Origin of the sequence: Streptomyces sp. NBC_00464, assembly GCF_036013915.1 — a bacterium.
GTDB lineage: Bacteria > Actinomycetota > Actinomycetes > Streptomycetales > Streptomycetaceae > Streptomyces.
In genome coordinates, this window is sequence record NZ_CP107899.1 from 7,833,468 (window position 1) to 7,853,673 (window position 20,206).

Annotated in this window: 8 protein-coding genes; all 8 read left to right on the forward strand. The window is 70.9% G+C overall.

All coding sequences use genetic code 11. The features are described from left to right. The first annotated feature begins 135 nt into the window (after positions 1-135). The 8 genes from OG912_RS35155 to OG912_RS35190 all read left to right on the forward strand — a co-directional run bounded on the left by OG912_RS35155 (position 136) and on the right by OG912_RS35190 (position 20,186). Complete coding sequence (locus OG912_RS35155) at positions 136-1,482, forward strand: lysine N(6)-hydroxylase/L-ornithine N(5)-oxygenase family protein (RefSeq protein ID WP_327712851.1); 1,347 nt, start codon at positions 136-138, stop codon at positions 1,480-1,482. A gap of 64 nt (positions 1,483-1,546) precedes the next feature. Next, complete coding sequence (locus OG912_RS35160; protein ID WP_327712852.1) at positions 1,547-2,605, forward strand: FecCD family ABC transporter permease; 1,059 nt, start codon at positions 1,547-1,549, stop codon at positions 2,603-2,605. Further along, entirely contained in the window at positions 2,602-3,663 is a 1,062-nt protein-coding gene (locus tag OG912_RS35165) for a FecCD family ABC transporter permease (protein ID WP_327712853.1), read from the forward strand. Before OG912_RS35160 ends, OG912_RS35165 begins: the two co-directional genes overlap by 4 nt. Beyond that, positions 3,664-4,545 carry an ABC transporter ATP-binding protein gene (locus OG912_RS35170; RefSeq protein WP_443061053.1) on the forward strand — a complete coding sequence of 294 codons (882 nt, stop codon included), beginning with the start codon at positions 3,664-3,666 and terminating at the stop codon, positions 4,543-4,545. Positions 4,546-4,660: 115 nt separating this feature from the next. Further along, a complete protein-coding gene (locus OG912_RS35175; RefSeq protein WP_327712854.1) occupies positions 4,661-5,722 on the forward strand; it encodes an iron-siderophore ABC transporter substrate-binding protein in 1,062 nt (353 codons plus the stop codon). Positions 5,723-5,762: 40 nt separating this feature from the next. Further along, entirely contained in the window at positions 5,763-7,550 is a 1,788-nt protein-coding gene (locus OG912_RS35180; RefSeq protein WP_327712855.1) for an ABC transporter ATP-binding protein, read from the forward strand. A 59-nt stretch (positions 7,551-7,609) separates the two neighbouring features. Beyond that, positions 7,610-18,499 carry a non-ribosomal peptide synthetase gene (locus tag OG912_RS35185; RefSeq protein ID WP_327712856.1) on the forward strand — a complete coding sequence of 3,630 codons (10,890 nt, stop codon included), beginning with the start codon at positions 7,610-7,612 and terminating at the stop codon, positions 18,497-18,499. Then, positions 18,486-20,186 (forward strand): ABC transporter ATP-binding protein, encoded by a 1,701-nt coding sequence (locus OG912_RS35190; protein WP_327712857.1) that lies wholly within the window; start codon positions 18,486-18,488, stop codon positions 20,184-20,186. The genes OG912_RS35185 and OG912_RS35190 overlap by 14 nt, the downstream gene beginning before the upstream one ends. Positions 20,187-20,206: the final 20 nt, after the last annotated feature.

Here is a 20,206-nt window from a genome sequence, read left to right on the forward strand (position 1 = left end):
CGGTTCTGGTCTATCGACAGCGCCGGAGGATTAGCTTAGGCTCACCTAAGTTCCATCGGGTCGCTCCATCGGCGTGCCCGTCTCTCGCGTTTTCCCCACACCTGACAGGCGGCTTCCCCGCACGATGGGAGTGACATGTCACAGGTTCGTCCTGGCGACGCACCACCGGTCCACGACCTCATTGGCATCGGCTTCGGGCCGTCCAATGTGGCCATGGCGATCGCGATCAGCGAGCACAACGCACGCAGTGGCAGCCAGGAGGCGGTCAGCGCTCACTTCTTCGAGCAGCAGCCGCGATTCGGCTGGCACCGCGGCATGCTCATCGACGACGCGACGATGCAAGTCTCCTTCCTCAAGGACCTGGTGACGCTCCGGAACCCGTCCAGTGAGTTCAGCTTCCTCTGCTATCTGCAGAGCAAGGGGCGGCTGATCGACTTCATCAACCACAAGAACCTCTTCCCGCTGCGGGTGGAGTTCCACGACTACTTCGAGTGGGCGGCCGCACAGGTCGGCGGCATGGTCTCCTACGATCACGAGGTCGTCGGTGTCACGCCCGTCGTCCACGACGGAGACGTGGAGTACCTGGACGTGACGGTCCGGTCGGGGAAGGGGCTCACGGTTCACCGTGCCCGCAACCTCGTCATCGGCACCGGACTGCGCCCCCTCGTGCCGGAGGGTGTGGAGCGCGGCGATCGCGTCTGGCACAACTCCGAACTGCTGGCGAAGGTGGACACGTTGGAGGGCACCTCGCCCTCGCGGTTCGTGGTCGTGGGCGCCGGGCAGAGCGCCGCCGAGAACGTCGCCTATCTGCACCGCCGTTTCCCCGGGGCCGAGATCTGCGCGGTGTTCTCCCGCTACGGCTACAGCCCCGCCGACGACAGCAGCTTCGCCAACAAGATCTTCGACCCCGGGGCGGTCGACGAGTACTTCGCCGCCCCCGAGGGCGTCAAGCGCAGACTGATGGACTACCACGGAAACACCAACTACTCCGTGGTGGACATCGACCTGATCGACGATCTGTACCGCCAGATGTACCAGGAGAAGGTCCTCGGCACGGAGCGGCTGCGCTTCCTCAACGTGTCGCGCCTCGAAGAGGTCAAGGAGACGCCGGACCACGCCCGCGCCACCGTCCGGTCCCTCGTCACGGGAGAGGAGACCGTCCTGGACGCCGACGTCGTGGTGCTCGCCACCGGCTACAGCCCCGCCGACCCGCTCGGTCTCCTGGGCGACGTCGCGGAACGGTGCCTGCGGGACGAGGAGGGCCGCGTCCGCGTCGAGCGGGACTACCGCATAGCGACGGACTCCGCCCTGCGCTGCGGCATCTACCTCCAGGGGGGTACGGAGCACACGCACGGCATCACGTCTGCTCTGCTGTCCAACACCGCGATCAGGGTCGGCGAGATCCTGGACTCGCTGCTCGACCGGGGCGCCGAACCCGCTGTCGGCGAGGCGCAGCCGGTCGCCGGCGGCTCGCCGCGCTGACACGGTCACCACGGTGCGGACCACCGTGCCGTCCGAGTGGATCAAAGGGATAACGTACGCCGACATGAGCACGACTGCAGTGGAGCGCCCCGCTCCCCGGGGAACAACGACGGCCCGCCGGAGGCGGGTTGTGGGGATGGCCGCGCTCCTTGCGACCCTGGTGATCGCGGGAGCGCTGTCGCTGGCCGTGGGTGCCCGATCGCTGAGTCCGGCCGAGGTGTGGCACGGGCTGTTCGCGGCACCGGAATCCGATCAGCGGCTCACCGAGATCCGGCTCATCGTGCAGACCGTGCGGGTGCCCCGGACGGTGCTCGCCGTCGTGGCGGGCGTCGCTCTGGGGGTCGGCGGATCGCTGATCCAGGGCTACACGCGCAATCCGATCGCGGACACCGGGCTGCTGGGGGTGAACGCGGGCGCCTCGTTCGCCGTGGTGTCCGTCATCGCTGTGTTCGGCTTCACCGATCCGTTCCAGTACGTCTGGTTCGGCTTCCTGGGGGCGGCGGTGGCCGGTGTCGTGGTCTTCGGACTGGCGAGCATCGGCAGGGGCGCCGGCAATCCGCTGACGCTCGCACTGGCCGGCCAGGGCATCACCGTGTTCCTCGCGGCCATGACGACCGCCGTCGCGCTGTCGGACCAGAAGTCGCTGAACGCGCTGCGGTTCTGGAACGCCGGCTCCGTCGCGGGCGTCGACTTCGAGATCATCTGGCCGGTGACCGCGTTCGTTGCCGTGGGGCTGGTGCTGGCGCTCACCATGCTGCCGTCGCTCAACCTGCTGAACCTGGGCGACGACGTGGCACGGGGGCTGGGCGTGAACATCGCGCTGAGCCGGACGGTCGGCATTCTCGCCATCACCCTGCTGGCGGGCGCTGCGACCGCGGCGTGCGGCCCCATCGCGTTTCTCGGGCTCATGGTCGCGCACCTGGCCCGCTATCTGACCGGGCCGGACTACCGCTGGCTGGTGCCGTACGCGGGTCTCCTCGGGGCCGTCGTCCTTCTGGTCTGCGACATCGTGGGCCGACTGGTGGTGAGGCCGGGCGAGTTGGACGTGGGTGTCGTCGTATCCCTCCTGGGCGCCCCGTTCTTCGCGGCGCTGGTGTGGCGTGGAAAGTTCAGGAGTGCGTGAACGTGACTGAGACGAAGCCTTCGTTGGCGCCCGGCGTGAGGTTCGGCCAGGTGTCGTTCGTATGGCGGCCCTGGATCGTGCTGGTCACGCTGGTGCTGGCGGCCGCGGCCTTCCTGGTGTTCTGCCTCTCCATCGGCGTCGGGGACTTTCCCATCGGTCTCTCCCGGGTGATCGCCACGATCGTCGGCAGGGGCGAGCCGGTCGACGAGTTCGTGATCATGGATCTGCGCATGCCGCGTGCTCTGGCAGGCCTCGTGGTCGGGATCGCGCTCGGAGTATCCGGGGCGATCACCCAGTCCGTCGCGCGCAACCCCCTGGCCAGCCCGGACATTCTCGGGATCACCGGCGGCGCTAGCGTCGTCGCGGTGTTCCTGGTGACGGTGTCGGGCGGGACCGCCGCGGCGGTCGTCAGCTCCGTGGGCGTGTCGGCGGCGGCGCTCGCGGGCGGTCTTGGGGCGGGCCTGCTGGTGTACTTCCTGGCCTGGCGGCGCGGGATCGACGGCTTCCGGCTCATCCTCATCGGTATCTCCGTGAGCGCCATGGCGGAGGCGGTCACGACATGGCTGCTGGTCTCGGCCGACATCAGGGATGTGGCGCGCGCCCAGGCGTGGCTGGTCGGCTCGCTGGACAACCGGTCGTGGGACGAGGTCCGGGTGGCCTTCTGGTGCTCGCTCGTCCTGCTGGCCGTCGTGGCCTGCGTCGCGTTCCAGTTCAAACCGATGCATCTCGGTGACGAGGTCGCCGCGGGGCTCGGCGTCCGGTACACAAGGGTCCGGGCCGTCCTGCTGCTGTGCGCGGTGCTGCTGGCCGCGGTGGCCGTGAGCGCGGCGGGCCCCGTCCCCTTCGTGGCGCTGGTGGCGCCGCAGGTGGCGATGCGTCTGGCGAGATGCCCGACACCGCCGATGGTGGCCTCAGGGCTGGTCGGCGCGCTGCTGCTGACCGGATCCGACCTGGTGGCGCGCTCGGCTCTGCCGATCGGTCTCCCGGTCGGTGTGGTCACGGCCGCGATCGGCGGACCCTTCCTGGTGTACCTGCTGGTGCGGGCGAACCTCAGATAGATGACAGACGAGTCGGACTACCCGGACAAAGGGGGACCTGTGGCCGTTCACCACACCATCACCGAGGTCGAGCCGGTGGGCCGGGACGTCTCAAGGCTGGCGGCCAGAGGTATCACGGTCGGATACGGCGGCCGGACCGTCATCGACGGTCTGGACGTCGCGATCCCGCAGGGCGTGATCACCACGATCATCGGTCCCAACGGCTGCGGCAAGTCCACCCTGTTGCGCACCCTGACGCGTCTGCTCAAGCCGGCCAAGGGTGCGGTCGTACTGGACGGTGAGGACATCGCCGCGCTCAGGACCAGGGACGTGGCGAAGAAGCTCGGCCTGCTTCCGCAGGCCCCCGTCGCCCCGGAAGGACTGACGGTGGCCGATCTGGTCGCCAGGGGGCGCCATCCGCACCAGAGCTGGCTGCGGCAGTGGTCGTCGGACGACGCCGGAGTCGTGGCGAAGGCGCTGGCCATGACCGGGGTTTCCGACCTGGCCGACCGCCCCGTCGACTCGCTCTCCGGCGGACAACGCCAGCGCGTCTGGATATCGATGACGCTGGCTCAGGGCACCGACCTGCTGCTGCTGGACGAACCGACCACCTATCTGGACCTGGCGCACGCGATCGATGTGCTCGACCTGGTGGACGACCTGCACGAGTCGGGATGCACCGTGGTCATGGTGCTGCACGACCTCAACCTGGCCACGCGCTACAGCGACAACCTCGTCGTGATGCGGGACGGGAAGATCCTGGCGCAGGGTCACCCCCGTGACGTCATCACCGCCGAGCTGCTGCACGAGGCGTTCGGGCTGCGCGCCATGGTGATCGACGACCCGGTCGGCGACCGGCCTCTCATCGTGCCGATCGGCCGCACCCATGTTCATCTCAACTAGGTTTCGGACAAGGGAAATGTGCTGGTTAGGCTAGGCTGCCCTCATTCAGTCGGGGTAAGGTTTGGCTGCCCTTACAAAGGGGCTCAGTGGACAGTGCGAAAGCAAGGGAATCCGGATGCTCACCCATAGAACGATGCTCACGAAGCCCTGGCGGCGGCTGGCGGCGACGGTGTCCGCCGCGGCCCTCGGCGTCGGCCTTCTGGCGGGATGCGGTTCAGACTCGGCGGACGACGCGGACAAGGCGAGCGACAAGGCTCCGGCTGCCGCTTCCGGCGCGTTCCCGGTGACCGTGGAGCACGCGTTCGGATCCACGAAGATCACCGAGGCGCCCAAGCGGGTCGTCTCGGTCGGCTACACGGACGACCAGACCATTCTTGCGTTCGGCATCAAGCCGGTCGGCATGGTCGACCAGTACCCGAACCCCGCGGGCAAGACCCCCGACATCAACACCCAGTGGCCCTGGGTGAAGGACAAGTGGGGTGACGCCCGCCCCGAGGTCATCATGAAGAACGGTGACACGGGCCCCAACTACGAGAAGATCGCGGCCCTTCGGCCCGACCTGATCATCGCGGTCTACTCCGAGGTCGACCAGGCCGCGTACGACAAGCTGTCGAAGATCGCCCCGACGGTGGGCCGTACCAAGGCCGAGAAGGAGCCCTTCAGCGCGCCGTGGCAGGACAACGCGCTCCACATCGCCAAGGCGCTCGGCAAGGAGGCCGAAGGCGCCGCGATGGTCAAGGGTGTCCAGACGCAGCTCGACGCTGCCGCCAAGGCCCACCCGGAGTTCGCGAAGCAGACCGGGGTCGCGCTCTCCTGGTACGAGAAGTCCGTGGCGCCGTTCACCACCACCGACGTACGTGGACGGCTGGTGACGGGCATCGGCTTCAAGGGTGCGACGGAGATCGACAAGATCGCGGGCGGCAAGTTCTACACCACGCTCTCCCCGGAGCGCATGGACCTCGTCGACGTCGACCGCGTCTTCGTCATCAATGACAAGGCTGACCAGGAGGCGCTGAAGAAGTCCGAGCTCTTCAACAACCTGTCCGTGGTCAAGGAGGGCAGGGTGTCGTACCTGCTCGACAGCGAGGGACCGGCAGTGGGCGCGGCCATCTCCCAGGGCACCCTGCTGTCGATGCCGTACGCGATCGACGAGCTCGTCAAGTCGGTCGACCAGTGACGTCGGCCGAAACCCTCGGCCGGTCCGCCCCGGCCCGCGTGTGAGCACCACCGGCACCCGTTCCGCCCCGGCGACCCTGCGCACGGCGACCGGGGGTGAGGCCACCCGATGGATCACGGCGCACTGCCGTGACGTGCCGTGGCTGGCCACCGCCACCGTGCTCACCACGGTGGCCGGGGCGGCGCTCCAGGTGCTCCCGGTGCTTCTGCTCGGCCAGGTGGTCGACGGGGTGGTCGAGGGCGAATCGCGTTCGCTCCTTGTCCGGCTCGGGGTGCTGATGGTGTCCGCCGCACTGCTCGGGGCGGCGGCCACCGCGGGGTCGACGTACCTGATCGGGCGGCTGGGTGCGGACCTGCTCGCCCGGCTGCGGGAAAGCGCCGTCCGCGCGGTGCTGGGGATGCCGAGCGCGCGCATCGAGCAGGTCGGCCGGGGGGACGTGCTCTCCCGGGTGGGCGACGACGTGGCCGTGCTGTCCCGGGGTATCCGGTCGGCCATCCCCACCGTGTTCACCGCAGGGGTGCTGGTCGCCATCGCCACGGCCGGCATGTTCGGTCTCGACTGGCGGTTCGGCCTGGCCGGCGCGGGTGCCCTGCCCGCGTACGCACTTGCCCTGCGCTGGTACCTGCCCCGCTCCGCGCCGCTCTACCGCAAGCAACGGGCGGCCCAGGCGGACCGGGCGCAGGCGTTGATCAGCGGTCTGAACGGAATCGACACGGTCCGGGCCTACCGCCTGGAGGGCGCGTTCCGCGAGAAGGTCACGAGCGAGTCCTGGCGGGTGCGCGAGCTGGGCATCGAGGTGTTCCGGTTCTTCGGCCGCTTCGTCGGCAGGGAGAACCGCGCCGAGTTCATCGGTCTTGTCCTGATCCTCCTGGTCGGATACGCCCTGCTGGAAGGCGACGCGGCCACCCTCGGAGAGGTGTCGGCCGCCCCGCTGATGTTCCACCGGCTGTTCACCCCGCTCGGCGCGATCATGTTCACGTTCGACGAGGCGCAGAAGTCGGGCGCCAGCCTGACCCGGCTGGTCGGGGTGCTGGGGGAGGACACGGAGGGCCGCCTGGTGGGCGACGCCGCCGTGGCACCGGCGGACTCCGCGCCGTACCGAGTGATGGTGGAGGGGCTGACGTTCAGCTATCCCGATGCCGAGGACCCGGTCCTGAGGGATGTCAGCCTGACCATTCCGGCCGGCGGCTCTCTCGCGCTGGTGGGGGCGACGGGTGCGGGCAAGTCGACCCTGGCCGCGCTGATCGCGGGCATCGGGACACCACAGACCGGCTCGGTGCACATCGGGCCGAACGACCTCGCCTGCCTGGACGAGGCGGGGGCGCGGGCCCTGGTGAGCATTCTGACGCAGGAGACGCATGTCTTCTCCGGTCCGCTCGCCGACGACCTGCGGCTGGCCGCGCCGGAGGCGACCGACGACGAGCTGATGGACGCGCTGCGGACGGTCGGTGCGGGAGTGTGGGCAGATGCCCTGCCGGACGGGCTGCGGACCATGGTCGGCGAGGGCGGCGAGCGCCTGGACGTCACCAAGGTCGCCCAGATCGCCCTGGCCCGGCTGGTGTTGGCCCGGTCGCCGGTGGTGGTTCTGGACGAGTCGACGGCGGAGGCCGGCAGTGAGGGCGCAGCCGAGCTGGAGCGGGGTGTGCTCGCCGCGTGCGCGGGCCGGACCACGCTGTTCGTGGCGCACCGGCTGACCCAGGCGATGGCTGCCGACCGGATCGCCGTGCTGGACGAAGGACGCGTGGTGGAGCAGGGGACGCACCAGGAGCTGGTGGCGCTGGGGGGCCGGTACGCACGGCTGTGGCGGGCCTGGCGAGAGGGTAGTTAGGTGAACCTTAGTTAGGCTAGGCTAAGTTGAACACCTCGGACTGGGAAGCGGAGTCTTCGATGATGGAACCGGGCGCTCGTCCCGCACTGCTTTCTGAATCGGGTCTGGCCGGCCTGCGCCGGCGAACCGGTGACTACAGCGACCGGACCATCGTCACGGCGTGTGCCATCGGCCTGTCCTACTGGGCGACCGGCCGGAGCCCCGACGGCATCGACCTCACCCCCGGCACCCTGTTCGCCGATGTCCTCGGATGGGTCGACAACGCCGGTTCCGGGGCGGGCGGTTGGGGGATCGGTGCGGACGGCTACAGCATCGCCGTCCCCGAGGGTGTCTCTCCGGCCGACGCCCAGCTCGCCCTGGACGACCTCGCCGGCTTCCCCGACCGGCCCCTCGGCACCATCGGCCCCTCCGACATCGCCGCGCGGATCGAGGCCCTGGCCCGGTGGAACGACACCGGGGCCGGCCGGGTCCGCCCGACCATCGTGGAGATGTTCCGCGAGCAGGCGCGGGCGCGGCCCGACGCCGTCGCGATCGTCGACGGGAACCGTTCACTGACCTACCGTCAGGCCGACGAGCTCTCGGCTCAGTTGGCCCACCATCTGACCGGTCGCGGACTTCTCGCCGAAGAGGTCGTCGGCATCTCCCTGGCCCGTTCCGCGGACATGGTCATCGGGCTGCTCGCTGTGCTCCGGGCGGGATGCGCGTTCGTTCCGCTCGATCCGGTGTGGCCCGCCGCGCGCCGGGCCGTCGTCGTCGAGGACGCCCGGGCCGTGCTCCAGCTCAACAGCTCGGGCGAGCACGGCCCGGGTGAGCCGGAGGCGGTGGCCGTCGACCTCGACGACTGGAGGTTCGCCTCCCACCCCTGCGAGGGGCCCGAAGTCGCCGTCCCCGGCCCCGCCCTGGCGTACGTGATCTTCACGTCCGGTTCGACCGGCCGGCCCAAGGGTGCGATGATCCGTCACGAAGCCATCAGCGAGCGCCTGTTGTGGCAGGTCGACGAGATCCTGCACTTCGGCCACGACGACGCGTCCCTGTTCAAGGCGCCGCTGTCCTTCGACATCTCCATCAACGAGATCTTCCTGCCGCTGGTGTGCGGCGGCCGGCTGGTGGTCCTGCGGCCCGGCGGCGAACGCGACCCGCACCACCTGCTGAGCGTGATCGCCGAGCAGCGCGTCACCTTCACGTACCTGGTGTCGTCCATGCTGGACGTCCTGCTGGAGATGGCGGGGGACTCCGGACGGCTGGACAGCCTGCGCCACGTGTGGTGCGGCGGCGAGGTGCTGACCCCCGAGCTCTACGAGCGCTTCCGTACCCGCCTCGACATCCCCATGTACCACGGCTACGGCCCCGCCGAGACGACGATCGGCGTCTCGCACGTCATCTACCGGGGCGCGGCGGAACGCCTTTCGACATCGATCGGCAAGGCCAACCCCAACACCCAGCTGTACGTACTGGACGACGAACTGCGCCCGGTCCCGGTCGGGGTCGGCGGCGAACTGTACGTCGGCGGGTTCCTCCTGGGGCGCGGGTACGTCAACGCGCCCGGCCTCACCGCCTCCCGCTTCGTGGCGAACCCCTTCGCGGCCGACGGCTCCCGGCTGTACCGGACGGGCGACCTCGCCCGGTTCGCCCCGGACGGCTCGCTGGACTTCCTCGGGCGGGCCGACAACCAGATCAAGATCCGCGGCATGCGGCTGGAGATCGAGGACGTCGAGGCCGGTCTCGCGGAACACCCCGGCGTACGGCACAGCTGCGTCGTCGCCAGGAAGAACACGGCGGGCGGCACCTACCTGGTCGGCTACGTGATCCCGGCCGCCGGGAGCGAGGACCTGCACGCCGACGAGGTCAGGGCGTGGGCCGTCGCGCACATGGTGGAGTACATGGTGCCCGCCCACACCGTCGTCATGAAGGAGTTCCCCCTCACCGCCAACGGCAAGCTCGACCGCGCCGCGCTGCCGGAACCCGTGACATCGGCCGGACCGGTCCTCGCGCCCGCCACGGAGAACGAGCGCATCGTCTGCTCGGCCGTCGCCGCGGTGCTGCGGCTGGACGAGGTCGGCGTAGACCAGGACTTCTTCCGCCTCGGCGGGGACAGCATCCTGGCGATCTCCCTGCTGAGCGCGCTGCGCGACGCAGGTCTCCACGTCACGGCACGCCAGATCTTCACCCACACCGTCGTGGGCGCCCTTGCCGCGGTCGCGAGCCGTGAGGACCCGTCCGCGGTGGAGGACGACGACGTGGCGACCGGTCCCGTCGTGGGATCGCCCATCGTCCAGTGGCTCGGCGGGACCACGGACGCCGTCGACGGCTTCGTACAGTCGGTCGTGCTCAACACCCCGGCGGACCTGACCTACGGCGCCCTGGACGAGATCCTCACCGCCCTGGTCCGACACCACGACATGCTGCGGGCCGGGCTGGTGCGCGGGGAGCACTGGAGCTTCGACATACCGGAGGCGGCCGGAGCCGTCGCCGGGTGGCAGGAGAGCGACCGGCCGCTCGACGCATGCGTCGCACTCGCCACCGACGGGCTCGACCCGGACAACGGCGTCATGCTGCGTGCCGTCTGGCGCCGCGAGGCACGGCAGTTGGTCGTGGTCGTCCATCACGTGGTGGTCGACGGTGTCTCCTGGCGGGTCCTGATGGAGGATCTGGCCACCGCATGGCGGCAGCTCACCTCGGGTGCGCCGGTCGAACTGCCTCCGGTCGGCACGTCGTTCCGGCGCTGGACCGAGCTGCTCGGTCGCGCCGCGTTCGACGCGGACCGTGCCCACTTCGGCCGTCCCCTGCCCGGACCGGACGGACCGGTGGGCAGGCGCGCGCTGTCCGAGGCCGACACCGTCGCCCAGGAGCGGGAGCGGACGCTCTCCGTCGGTCCCGAGATCACGACGGCGCTGCTCAGCGAGATCCCCGCGATGTTCCACGCGGGCGTCAACGACGTGCTGCTGACCGCGCTCGCCGTCGCCCTCGCCCGGTGGCGCCGCGACCTCGGCCAGGACCAGACGTTCGCGCACATCGAGCTGGAGGGCCACGGCCGCGAGGGACGGTTCGTGGCGGACGCCGCCGGCTTCGAGCCGGAACTGTCGCGGACCGTGGGCTGGTTCACCACCCTCTTCCCGGTGACCGTCGACCCGGGCGCCGCAGCCGACCTCACCGCACCCGCGTACCTGGCCGCCGCGCTGAAGGCGGTCAAGGAGGACCTCGCCCGCGTGCCGAGCAACGGTGTCTCCTACGGCGCCCTGCGGTACCTGGCCGGCACCCGGTTCGAAGCACCCGCACCCCAGGTGCTGTTCAACTACCTCGGCCGCTTCGACTCGGACACCTCGGGGGACTGGCGGCTCGCGGGAACCACGGGGCAGCTGGGCGAGAGGCGTGACCCGAGGATGCGCCTGCCGCGCGCCCTGGAGTTCAACCTCATCGCCGAACCCGCGGCGACCGGTGCGTACGAACTGGTCACCACCATCTCCTGGCCCGACGGCGTGTTCACCGACGAGGACATCGCCGTCGTCGGCGAGTATCTGCGGGAGGCCCTGGCGGGGCTGGCCGCACTCACCCGGGGCGGACACTCGCCCAGCGACTTCGCCCCGGTGCCGTTGACGCAGTCCGATGTCGACGCCCTGGACGGCCCCGGTCTGTACGACATCCTGCCGCTGACCCCGTTGCAGGAGGGTCTGTACTTCCACTCGGTCTTCGACGACGACTCGGCGGGCAGCTATGTGGAGCAGCAGCTGCTGACACTGGACGGCGAAGTGGACGCCGGACGGCTCGCGGCGGCGGCCACCCGGCTGTTCACGCTGTACCCCAACCTGGCCGCCCGGTTCACGGCCCTCGCCGACGGCCGGGTCGTCTCCGTGCTGGAGAGCGGCGCCGAGGCACCCTTCACCACGCTGGACCGTCCCGGCATCACCGACGCCGAGATCCGCGACCACGCCGAGCGGGACCGCCGTGCCGGGTTCGACCTGGCCACCGGTCCACTGATGCGCTACACCCTCATTCGCGGCGGCTCCGGCCGGAACGTGCTGGTGCAGACCGTGCACCACATCATCGCCGACGGCTGGTCGGTGCCTTTGATGCTCCGCACCCTGCTGGCCGAGTACCACCGGCCGGGGACCGCGTACCGGGTCGGCGGCTTCCCCGACTACGTGCACTGGCTCGCCGGACGCGACGAGGACGAGAGCGACCGCGTCTGGCGCGAGCAGCTCGCCGGACTGCCCGGCCCCTCGCTGGTCGCCGAGGGCCACACCCCGTCCGACCGGTTCGCCGACACGGCCGTGGAGCCCACGGAGAACATCGACGCTGACGCGGCCGCCCGGTCGGCCGGCGTGCCGCTGAGCGTGGCCGTGCACAGCGCCTGGGGGGTGACGCTCGGCGGCCTCCTGCGCGGCAAGGACGTGGTGTTCGGCTCCACGGTGTCCGGGCGCGACGCGGACGTCCCCGGCATCGCGGACATGGTGGGCCTGTTCATCAACACGATCCCCGTACGCACCCGGTGGGCCACGACCACGACGGCCTCCGGGCTGCTCGCCTCGGTGCGGGAGCACCAGAGCGCCGTGCTGCCCCACCAGCACGTCTCGCTGGCGAGGATCGGCCGGCAGGCAGGTGCCGGCGCCCGCTTCGACACCTTGGTGGTGTTCGACGTGGCGACCGATCTGACCGCCCTGCGCGGGCCCGACGACGAACTGGTCATCACCGGCATCGTGAACGAGGGAGCCCCGCACTACCCGTTGACGCTGGTGGTGGAGCGCGCCCCCGACGGCCGCCCGCGCTTCAACCTGATCTACGACGGTGAGCTGCTCCGCGAATCGAGCGCCGAGGCGATCCTGCGTACGTTCACCCGCACCCTCACCGGCCTGCTCACCAGGCCGGACGCCCTGGTCGAGGACCTGACAGCCGAGTTCGACCGGCGCCCCGCACCGGTCACCCCGACGACCCTGGACGCACTGTTCGACGCCGCCGCCCTCCGCGACCCCGGCTCCGTCGCCGTCACCCAGTGCGCCCTCGGCGGCGGCACCGAGTCGCTCACGTACGGCGAACTGGCCTCCGCGAAGGACGAACTGGCGGCGGTTCTGCGCGCGGCCGGAGTCGGACCGGGCGGTCGCGTCGCCGTCGCCGTTCCGCGTTCCGTGGAGCAGGTCGTGGCCCTGGTCGCGATCGTCACCGCGGGCGGCGCGTACGTACCGCTGGACCTGGCCTACCCGGACGAGCGGCTGGAGTACATCCTCGCCGACGCCGCACCGCAGGTTGTTCTCGTGGACCGTGCGCAGCGGGACCGCTTCACCGGCCTGCTGGCCCGGACGGGCCAGCAGGCCCGGGTGCTCGTGCTCGGGGACGAACTGCCGCAGGTGGAAGTGCCGGCGCCGAAGGGCGCCGGCCCCGGCCCGCGCGATCCCGCGTACGTGATCTACACGTCAGGATCGACCGGCCGGCCCAAGGGCGTCGTCGTCCCGCACACCGCCGTGGTGGCGCTCCTCGCGAACACCGGGCCCGGCATGGATTTCGGTCCGCACGACGTGTGGGTCCAGTTCCACTCGTACTCCTTCGACTTCGCCGTCTGGGAGCTGTGGGGCGCGCTGGCACACGGCGGTGAACTGCTGGTACCGGACCACGCGCTGACCCGTTCCCCGGTGGACTTCCACCAACTGGTCCGCGAGCGCGGAGTGACCGTGCTCAACCAGACCCCGTCGGCCTTCTACCGGTTCATCGAGGCCGACCGGCATGCCCGTGAGCCGGTCACCGCACTGCGCCGGATCATCTTCGGCGGCGAGGCACTGGATCCGGCGCGGCTGCGCGGCTGGGTCGAGCGTTACGGCACCGCTTCGCCCGAGCTGGTCAACATGTACGGCATCACCGAGACCACCGTCCACGTCACCCACCGGGTGCTGACCGACGGTGACCTCAGTGCCGACGTCAGCCCGATCGGCGGTCCGATCCCCGGCCTGGACGCCTATCTGCTCGACGACCGGCTCCGGCCGGTGCCGCCCGGCCGGGTGGGCGCCATCTACGTCGCGGGCGACCAGGTGTCCCTCGGCTACCTCGGCAGGCCCGGGCTCACCGCGGGCCGGTTCGTGGCGAACCCGTTCGCGGGCGACGGCTCCCGCATGTACCACACGGGCGACCTCGCCCGCCGGACGCTTGACGGCGAGCTGGAGTTCGCCGGCCGGGCCGACGACCAGGTCCAGCTCAAGGGCTTCCGGATCGAGCTCGGTGAGGTGGAGTCCGCGGTCAGGGAGCTCGACGGCGTGGTCGATGTGGCCGTCACCGTGGCGGACAGCGGCGACCACCTGGTCGCACACGTCGTGGGCCGGGCGCCCGGCGATCTCACCGGCCTCCTGGCGGCGAAGTTGCCCGCGCACATGGTGCCGGGCCAGGTGGTGACGGTCGACGCGCTGCCGCTGACGGTCAACGGAAAGCTGGACCGCAGAGCCCTGGCCGAGCATGCGGCGGCGGACATCGTCGAGGAGGCCGTGACCGGCTCCTCGCTTGCCGCGCTGACCGGCATCTTCGGCGAGACGCTTCCGGGTTCGGGCGTGGACGCCGACACCGACTTCTTCATGGCCGGCGGCGACAGCATTCTCGCCATCACCGTGATCAACCGGGCCAGGGCCCTCGGGCTGTCGATCGCACCGCGGGACGTCTTCCTGTTCAAGACCCCGCGTGAACTCGCCCGGGAGCTGGAGTCACGTACGCCGCAGACCGCGGCGGTGGGACCCGTCCGTCGTGAGGACGGCCCGCTGGTCCCGACACCGATCATTCTGCGCCGGCGTGAACTGGGTGGCCCGCTCTCCCGGTTCGCCCAGGCCAGGGCACTGGTGGTCCCCGACGGCGCCGGGCTCGCCGACGCCGAACGTGCCGCGAACGCCGTGGTGGCCGCCCACCCGGTCCTCCGGCTGAAGCTGCACGTCGAGCACGGTGTCTGGGCCCTGAGCACCGGACCCGGCCGTGAGGTCCCCGTCGCCACGGCGGAGACGGACGACGTGACGGCCGCGGCGAACGAGGCCGCCGGGCGCCTGGACCCCGAGTCCGGGAACGTCATCGCGTTCTCCTGGCTCGCGGCGAGCCGGACCCTCGTGGTCACCGTGCACCACCTCGCCGTCGACGCGGTGTCCTGGCTGATCCTGCTGGACGACCTGGCCACCGCCCTGCGCGGGGCGCCCCTGGCGCCGCCCACCACGTCCTACGCCGAGTACGCCGAAGCGACGGGCGTCCGGTCCGCGCAGGTGACCGGACTCGGGGACTGGCTCACGACGCTCGGGGCGCCCGCGCTGCTGCCCTCCGTGGAGGGTCTGCGCGAGACCACCGTCGTGCTCCCGCCCGAGGTGAGCGACCGGGTGACGCGTACCGCGCCCGCCGCACTCGGCGTCGGTCTCACCGAGCTGCTGTGCGGCGCGCTCCGCACCGCGCTGACCCGGGTCCAGCCCTCGCCCGGCGATCTCGCGATCGATCTGGAGCGGCACGGCCGCGTCCCCGTACGGGAACACCACGACTACACCCGTACGGTCGGCTGGTTCACCGCCATCGCGCCCGTCCGGCTCACGCCGCACACCGACCCCGTCGAGGCGGCGCGCGAAGCCGCCGCACGTCAGGCGGACGAGGACGGGCACGTCGCCTACGGCCGGCTCAGGTACCTCAACCCGCAGACGGCCCCGCTGCTGACCGCCCAGCCACAGGTGTTGTTCAACTACCTCGGCAGGGGCAGTGAGTCCCACGCGCCGCACATCACCGGAGCGGACCGGAACAGCCCGTACGCCGTCGAGGTGAACGCCTGGACCGACGACACCACCGGCAGCCTGCACGCGGCCTTCACCCTCGCCGACGGCATCCCCGACGAGATCACCGGGCACTGGCGACACGCACTGGAGCGCATCGCGGATGCCTCCGCGACGGCCGAGCGCACCGCGCCGGTCACACCCCTCCAACGGGGCCTGTACTTCCAGGCCCAGCTGGCGGGCACGGCCGGACACTACGTCGCACAGAGCTACTTCACCTTCGACCGGCGGCTGGACACCGACGCGCTCGCCGAGGCGATGGCGTACGTGATCGCCCGGCACCCGGTCGTGGGCGCGGGCTTCACCACCGACGACCGAGGCAATCCGGTCCAGGTCCTCAAGGCGGGCCGCCGCGTCGACGTCGGTACGGTCACCGTCGCGACGGACGCCGAGGCCGACGCCCTGCGTGCCAGGGACCGTGACACCGGATTCGACCCGGGTGAGCCGCCGCTGGTCCGGCTGACCGTGGTGCGTCTGCCCGACGGCCGCGACCGCCTGCTCCTGAGCTACCACCTCCTGCTGTGGGACGGCTGGTCGCGCGAGATCCTGCTGCGGGACCTGTTCGACGCCTACCGGGCCGTCGTCGCGGGCGAACCCCTGGACGCGACCCCGCTCACGCCGGGCTTCGAGGACTACGCCCGCGCGCTCGCCGCCAAGGACCCCGCCGTGGCGGAACGCTTCTGGGCGGACCACCTCGACGGCCTCAGCGGCCCCACCCTGCTCGCCGGACCGCAGCCGCCCGTCTCGGACGAGTTGCCGCGCGCGCTCGTGCACACGATGTCCGCCGAGCTGTCGGACCTGCTGCGGGACGCGGCCAAGGCGCACGGCGTCACGCTGAACACGGTGCTGACCGGTGCGTTCGGCCTCCTGCTGGGCGCGCACACCGGCCGCGCCGACGCGGTGTTCGGCGTGACCGTCTCGGGCCGGGAGGGCGAGGGCCTGTCCGGAATCGTCGGAGTGCTGCTCAACACCGTGCCCATGTGGACGCGGGCCCGGCCGGACGACACGGTCGGGGAGTACCTGGCGGCCGTCCAGACGGCCAGGGTTCAGGCGATGGAGCACGAGCACCTCGGGCTCGGCGAGATCCAGCGGGCCAGTGGACACGACGCCCTGTTCGACAACCTGTTCGTGCTCCAGAACTTCCTGGACCTGGACGCGTTCGCCGAGATGAACGCCAGGCACGGCATCACCTCGGTGCGGGCCGACGACTCGACCCACTACCCGTACACCTGGGTCGTCACGCCCGGCGACCGGCTCACCGTCAAACTGGAACACCGCGACGACGACCCCGCGCAGGCCCGCCTCCTCCTCGCCGGCTATCTGCGGATGCTGGAGGACCTGGCCGGGTCGAGCGGCCCGGTCGGCGCCCTGCCGGGCGCGGGTCCGGAGCCCGCACCCGCCGCACGTACGGACATCGGGACGGACACCGTCGTCGACCGGTTCGACCGGGCGGCGGACCGCGACCCGCAGCGGGTCGCCCTGGTCGCCCACGGCTCGGCCATGACCTTCGCCCAACTCCGGGACCGCAGCCGTGCGGTGGCGGGTGTGCTCGCCCGGCGCGGCATCGGACCGGAGCGGACCGTGGCCCTCGCGATCCCGCGTTCGCTCGACTCGATCGTGGCGCTGTTCGCCGTGCTGCGCGTCGGCGCCGCGTACGTACCCCTGGAGCTCGACCACCCGGACGAGCGGATCGCCGCGATCGTCGACGCCGCCCGCCCGGACGTGATCCTCACGGTGAGCGCGGTGTCTCCGCGGCTGACCGGGGACCTGATCGAACTGGACCGGCCGCTGCCCGATGCCGCACCGTACCGGACGTTCGCGCCGGACGATCCGGACCGCCTGCGGCACCCCGCGTACACGATCTTCACCTCGGGCTCGACCGGCAGGCCCAAGGGTGTGGTGACCGAGTACGCCGGGCTCACCAACATGCTGATCAACCATCAGCGCCGGATCTTCGAACCGGTACTGGCGCAGCACGGACACCGGGTCTTCAGGATCGCGCACACCGTGTCGTTCGCCTTCGACATGTCGTGGGAGGAGCTGCTGTGGCTCGCCGACGGCCACGAAGTGCACATCTGCGACGAGGAACTGCGCCGCGACGCACCCCGGCTGGTCGAATACTGCCTGGAGCACGGGATCGACGTCATCAACGTGACCCCGACGTACGCGCAGCAACTGGTGGCCGAGGGACTGCTCGACCACCCCGAACGGCGGCCCGCTCTGGTGCTGCTGGGCGGTGAAGCCGTCACTGTGAACCTGTGGCAGCGGCTCGCGGAGACCGAGGGGACGGCCGGCTACAACCTGTACGGACCCACTGAATACACCATCAACACCCTCGGCGTCGGCACCTTCGAGTGCGGGGACCCGGTGGTGGGCGTCGCGATCGACAACACCGAGGTGTACGTGCTGGACCCGTGGCTGCGCCCCCTGCCGGACGGGGTTCCCGGCGAGCTGTACGTGTCGGGCGTCGGCATCGCGCGCGGCTACCTCGGGCAGCCCACGCAGACGGCGCACCGGTTCGTCGCGTGCCCGTTCGGCACACCCGGCGAGCGCATGTACCGCACCGGGGACCTGGTGATCCGGCGGCCCGACGGGAACCTGATGTACCTGGGCCGCACCGACCAGCAGGTCAAGATCCGGGGACACCGGGTCGAACCGGGCGAGGTCGAGGCCGCGTTCGCCGCGCACCCCGCGGTGCGGTTCGCCGCCGCGGTCGCCCAGCCCGACCCGCAGGTCGACGGCGCGTACCGACTGGCCGCCTACCTGGTGCTCGACGGCTCCGATCTGGCGTCCGTCGCCGCCGAAGTGGGCGCCGGCCTACCGGACTTCCTGCGCCCCACGCACTACGCGCAGGTCGACCGCATCCCGCTGACCGTGAACGGGAAGGCCGACACCAAGGCCCTGCCGGAGGCCAGGCCGCTGGGCGTGCTGACCACCGGGGCCGAGCGCGCACCGGAGACCGAAACCGAGATCACGGTGTGCGAGTTCTTCGCCGAGGCCCTGGACCTGGACGACGACGAGGTGAGCGCGGTGAGCGACTTCGTCTCCCTCGGCGGCCACTCCATGCTGGCGGTGCGGCTGATCGGGTTGCTGCGCCGGGAGTACGGTCCAGTGATCACGATCCGAGACCTGCTCACCCTGCGAACCCCCGAAGCGATTGCCGGTCACCTCGATGCGAACTCCTGACACCCGCCGGCCCCTCCAGGGAGCCGGCATCCTCCGGACCGCGCTGCGCCGCAACGTCGGCGCCATGGCCTGGGGCACCGTCCTCATGGGCCTGTACCAGGCCGGCGAGACCGCCTTCCCCATCGCGCTCGGCCTGATCGTCGAGCACACGCTCCAGCATCGGAGCCCCGGCTCGCTCGGGGTGTCGATCGGCGCGCTGGCCGTGATCATCACGACCGTGTCGCTGTCGTGGCGGTTCGGGATGCGCGTCCTGCAGAAGGCCAACACGACCGAGGCGCACCGCTGGCGCGTACAGGTCGCGGCATGCGGACTCCAGCCGGTGGACCGGGACATCGACCTGAAGTCCGGCGAAGTGCTGACGATCGCCACCGAGGACGCCGACTCGACCGCCGACATCATCGAGGTGGTGCCGCTGCTGATCAGCTCGCTGGTCGCGGTGCTGGTCGCGGCCGTCGCACTGGGTCTGGCGGACCTCCGGCTGGGACTGCTGGTGATCATGGGAACGGTGGTGATCCTGACGATCCTGAGTGTGATGTCCAAGCGGATCGGCGCCAGTACCCAGGAACAGCAGGCCCGCGTGGCGCGGGCCGGCGCGAAGGTCGCCGACCTGATCACCGGCCTGCGCCCGCTGCACGGATTCGGCGGCAACCACGCGGCGTTCGTGTCCTACCGCAAGGTCAGCACGGAGGCGAAGCACCAGGCGGTCACCGTCGCCAGGGTGAACGGCGCGTACGCCGGAGCCGCGCAGGCCCTCAACGCGGTGCTGGCCGCCGCGGTGACCCTGACGGCGGGCTGGCTGGCGTTCGACGGGCAGATCACCATCGGAGAACTCGTCATGGCGGTGGGCCTCGCGCAGTTCATCATGGAACCGCTGAAGATGTTCTCGGAGATGCCGAAGTACGTGATGATGGCGCGCGCATCGGCCGAGCGGATGGCCCTGGTGCTGGGGGCGCCCGAGGCGACGACGCCGGGGCCGCGGCGCCCGGCCGCGGGCGGGGACCTGGAGATCGACGGCGTCCGTTACGGGACGCTGCGCATGCTGAAGTTGCGGGTGTCCGCCGGCGAGTTCGTGGCGATCACCGCCTACCAGCCGCGCGCGGCAGCCGACTTCGCGTCGGTCCTGGCCGTGAACGTCCCGCCGCACGCCTACGAGGGAGTGGTACGGATCAGCGGGCAGGAGATCGCGGACCTGTCGGTCGAGGCGGTCCGTGAGCACATGCTGGTGAACCCGTACGACGCGGAGATCTTCGCGGGCACCCTCCGTACGAACATCGATCCGTCGGGTACCAGCCGGATGGTTCCCGAGGCCGTCGAAGCATCCATGCTGACCGACGTCGTCGCCCTGCACCGCACAGGGCTCGACCACGGTGTCCGCGACCGCGGCGCGAACCTGTCAGGGGGACAGCGCCAACGGCTGTCCCTGGCCCGCGCCCTGGCCGCCGACACCGACGTCCTGGTTCTGCACGACCCGACCACGGCCGTCGACGCGGTCACCGAGCAGCTGATCGCGCGCAACCTGGTGAAGCTGCGCCGGGGCCGTACCACCGTCGTGATCACCAGCAGTCCGGCCGTCCTGGACGCCGCCGACCGGGTCCTCGTTCTGGACGACGGCGTCATCACGGCCGAGGACACCCATCGCAACCTGCTGGCCACCGACGAGGCCTACTGCCTGGCGGTGGCAAGGTGAGTCGCCAGGGCTCTCGTTCG

Bases quoted from the DNA above. Each gene is read 5' to 3' on its own strand.
- OG912_RS35155 (WP_327712851.1), top strand. From the start codon at position 136: ATGTCACAGGTTCGTCCTGGCGACGCACCACCGGTCCACGACCTCATT.
- OG912_RS35160 (WP_327712852.1), top strand. From the start codon at position 1,547: ATGAGCACGACTGCAGTGGAGCGCCCCGCTCCCCGGGGAACAACGACG.
- OG912_RS35170 (WP_443061053.1), top strand. From the start codon at position 3,664: ATGACAGACGAGTCGGACTACCCGGACAAAGGGGGACCTGTGGCCGTT.
- OG912_RS35175 (WP_327712854.1), top strand. From the start codon at position 4,661: ATGCTCACCCATAGAACGATGCTCACGAAGCCCTGGCGGCGGCTGGCG.
- OG912_RS35185 (WP_327712856.1), top strand. From the start codon at position 7,610: ATGATGGAACCGGGCGCTCGTCCCGCACTGCTTTCTGAATCGGGTCTG.
- OG912_RS35190 (WP_327712857.1), top strand. From the start codon at position 18,486: ATGCGAACTCCTGACACCCGCCGGCCCCTCCAGGGAGCCGGCATCCTC.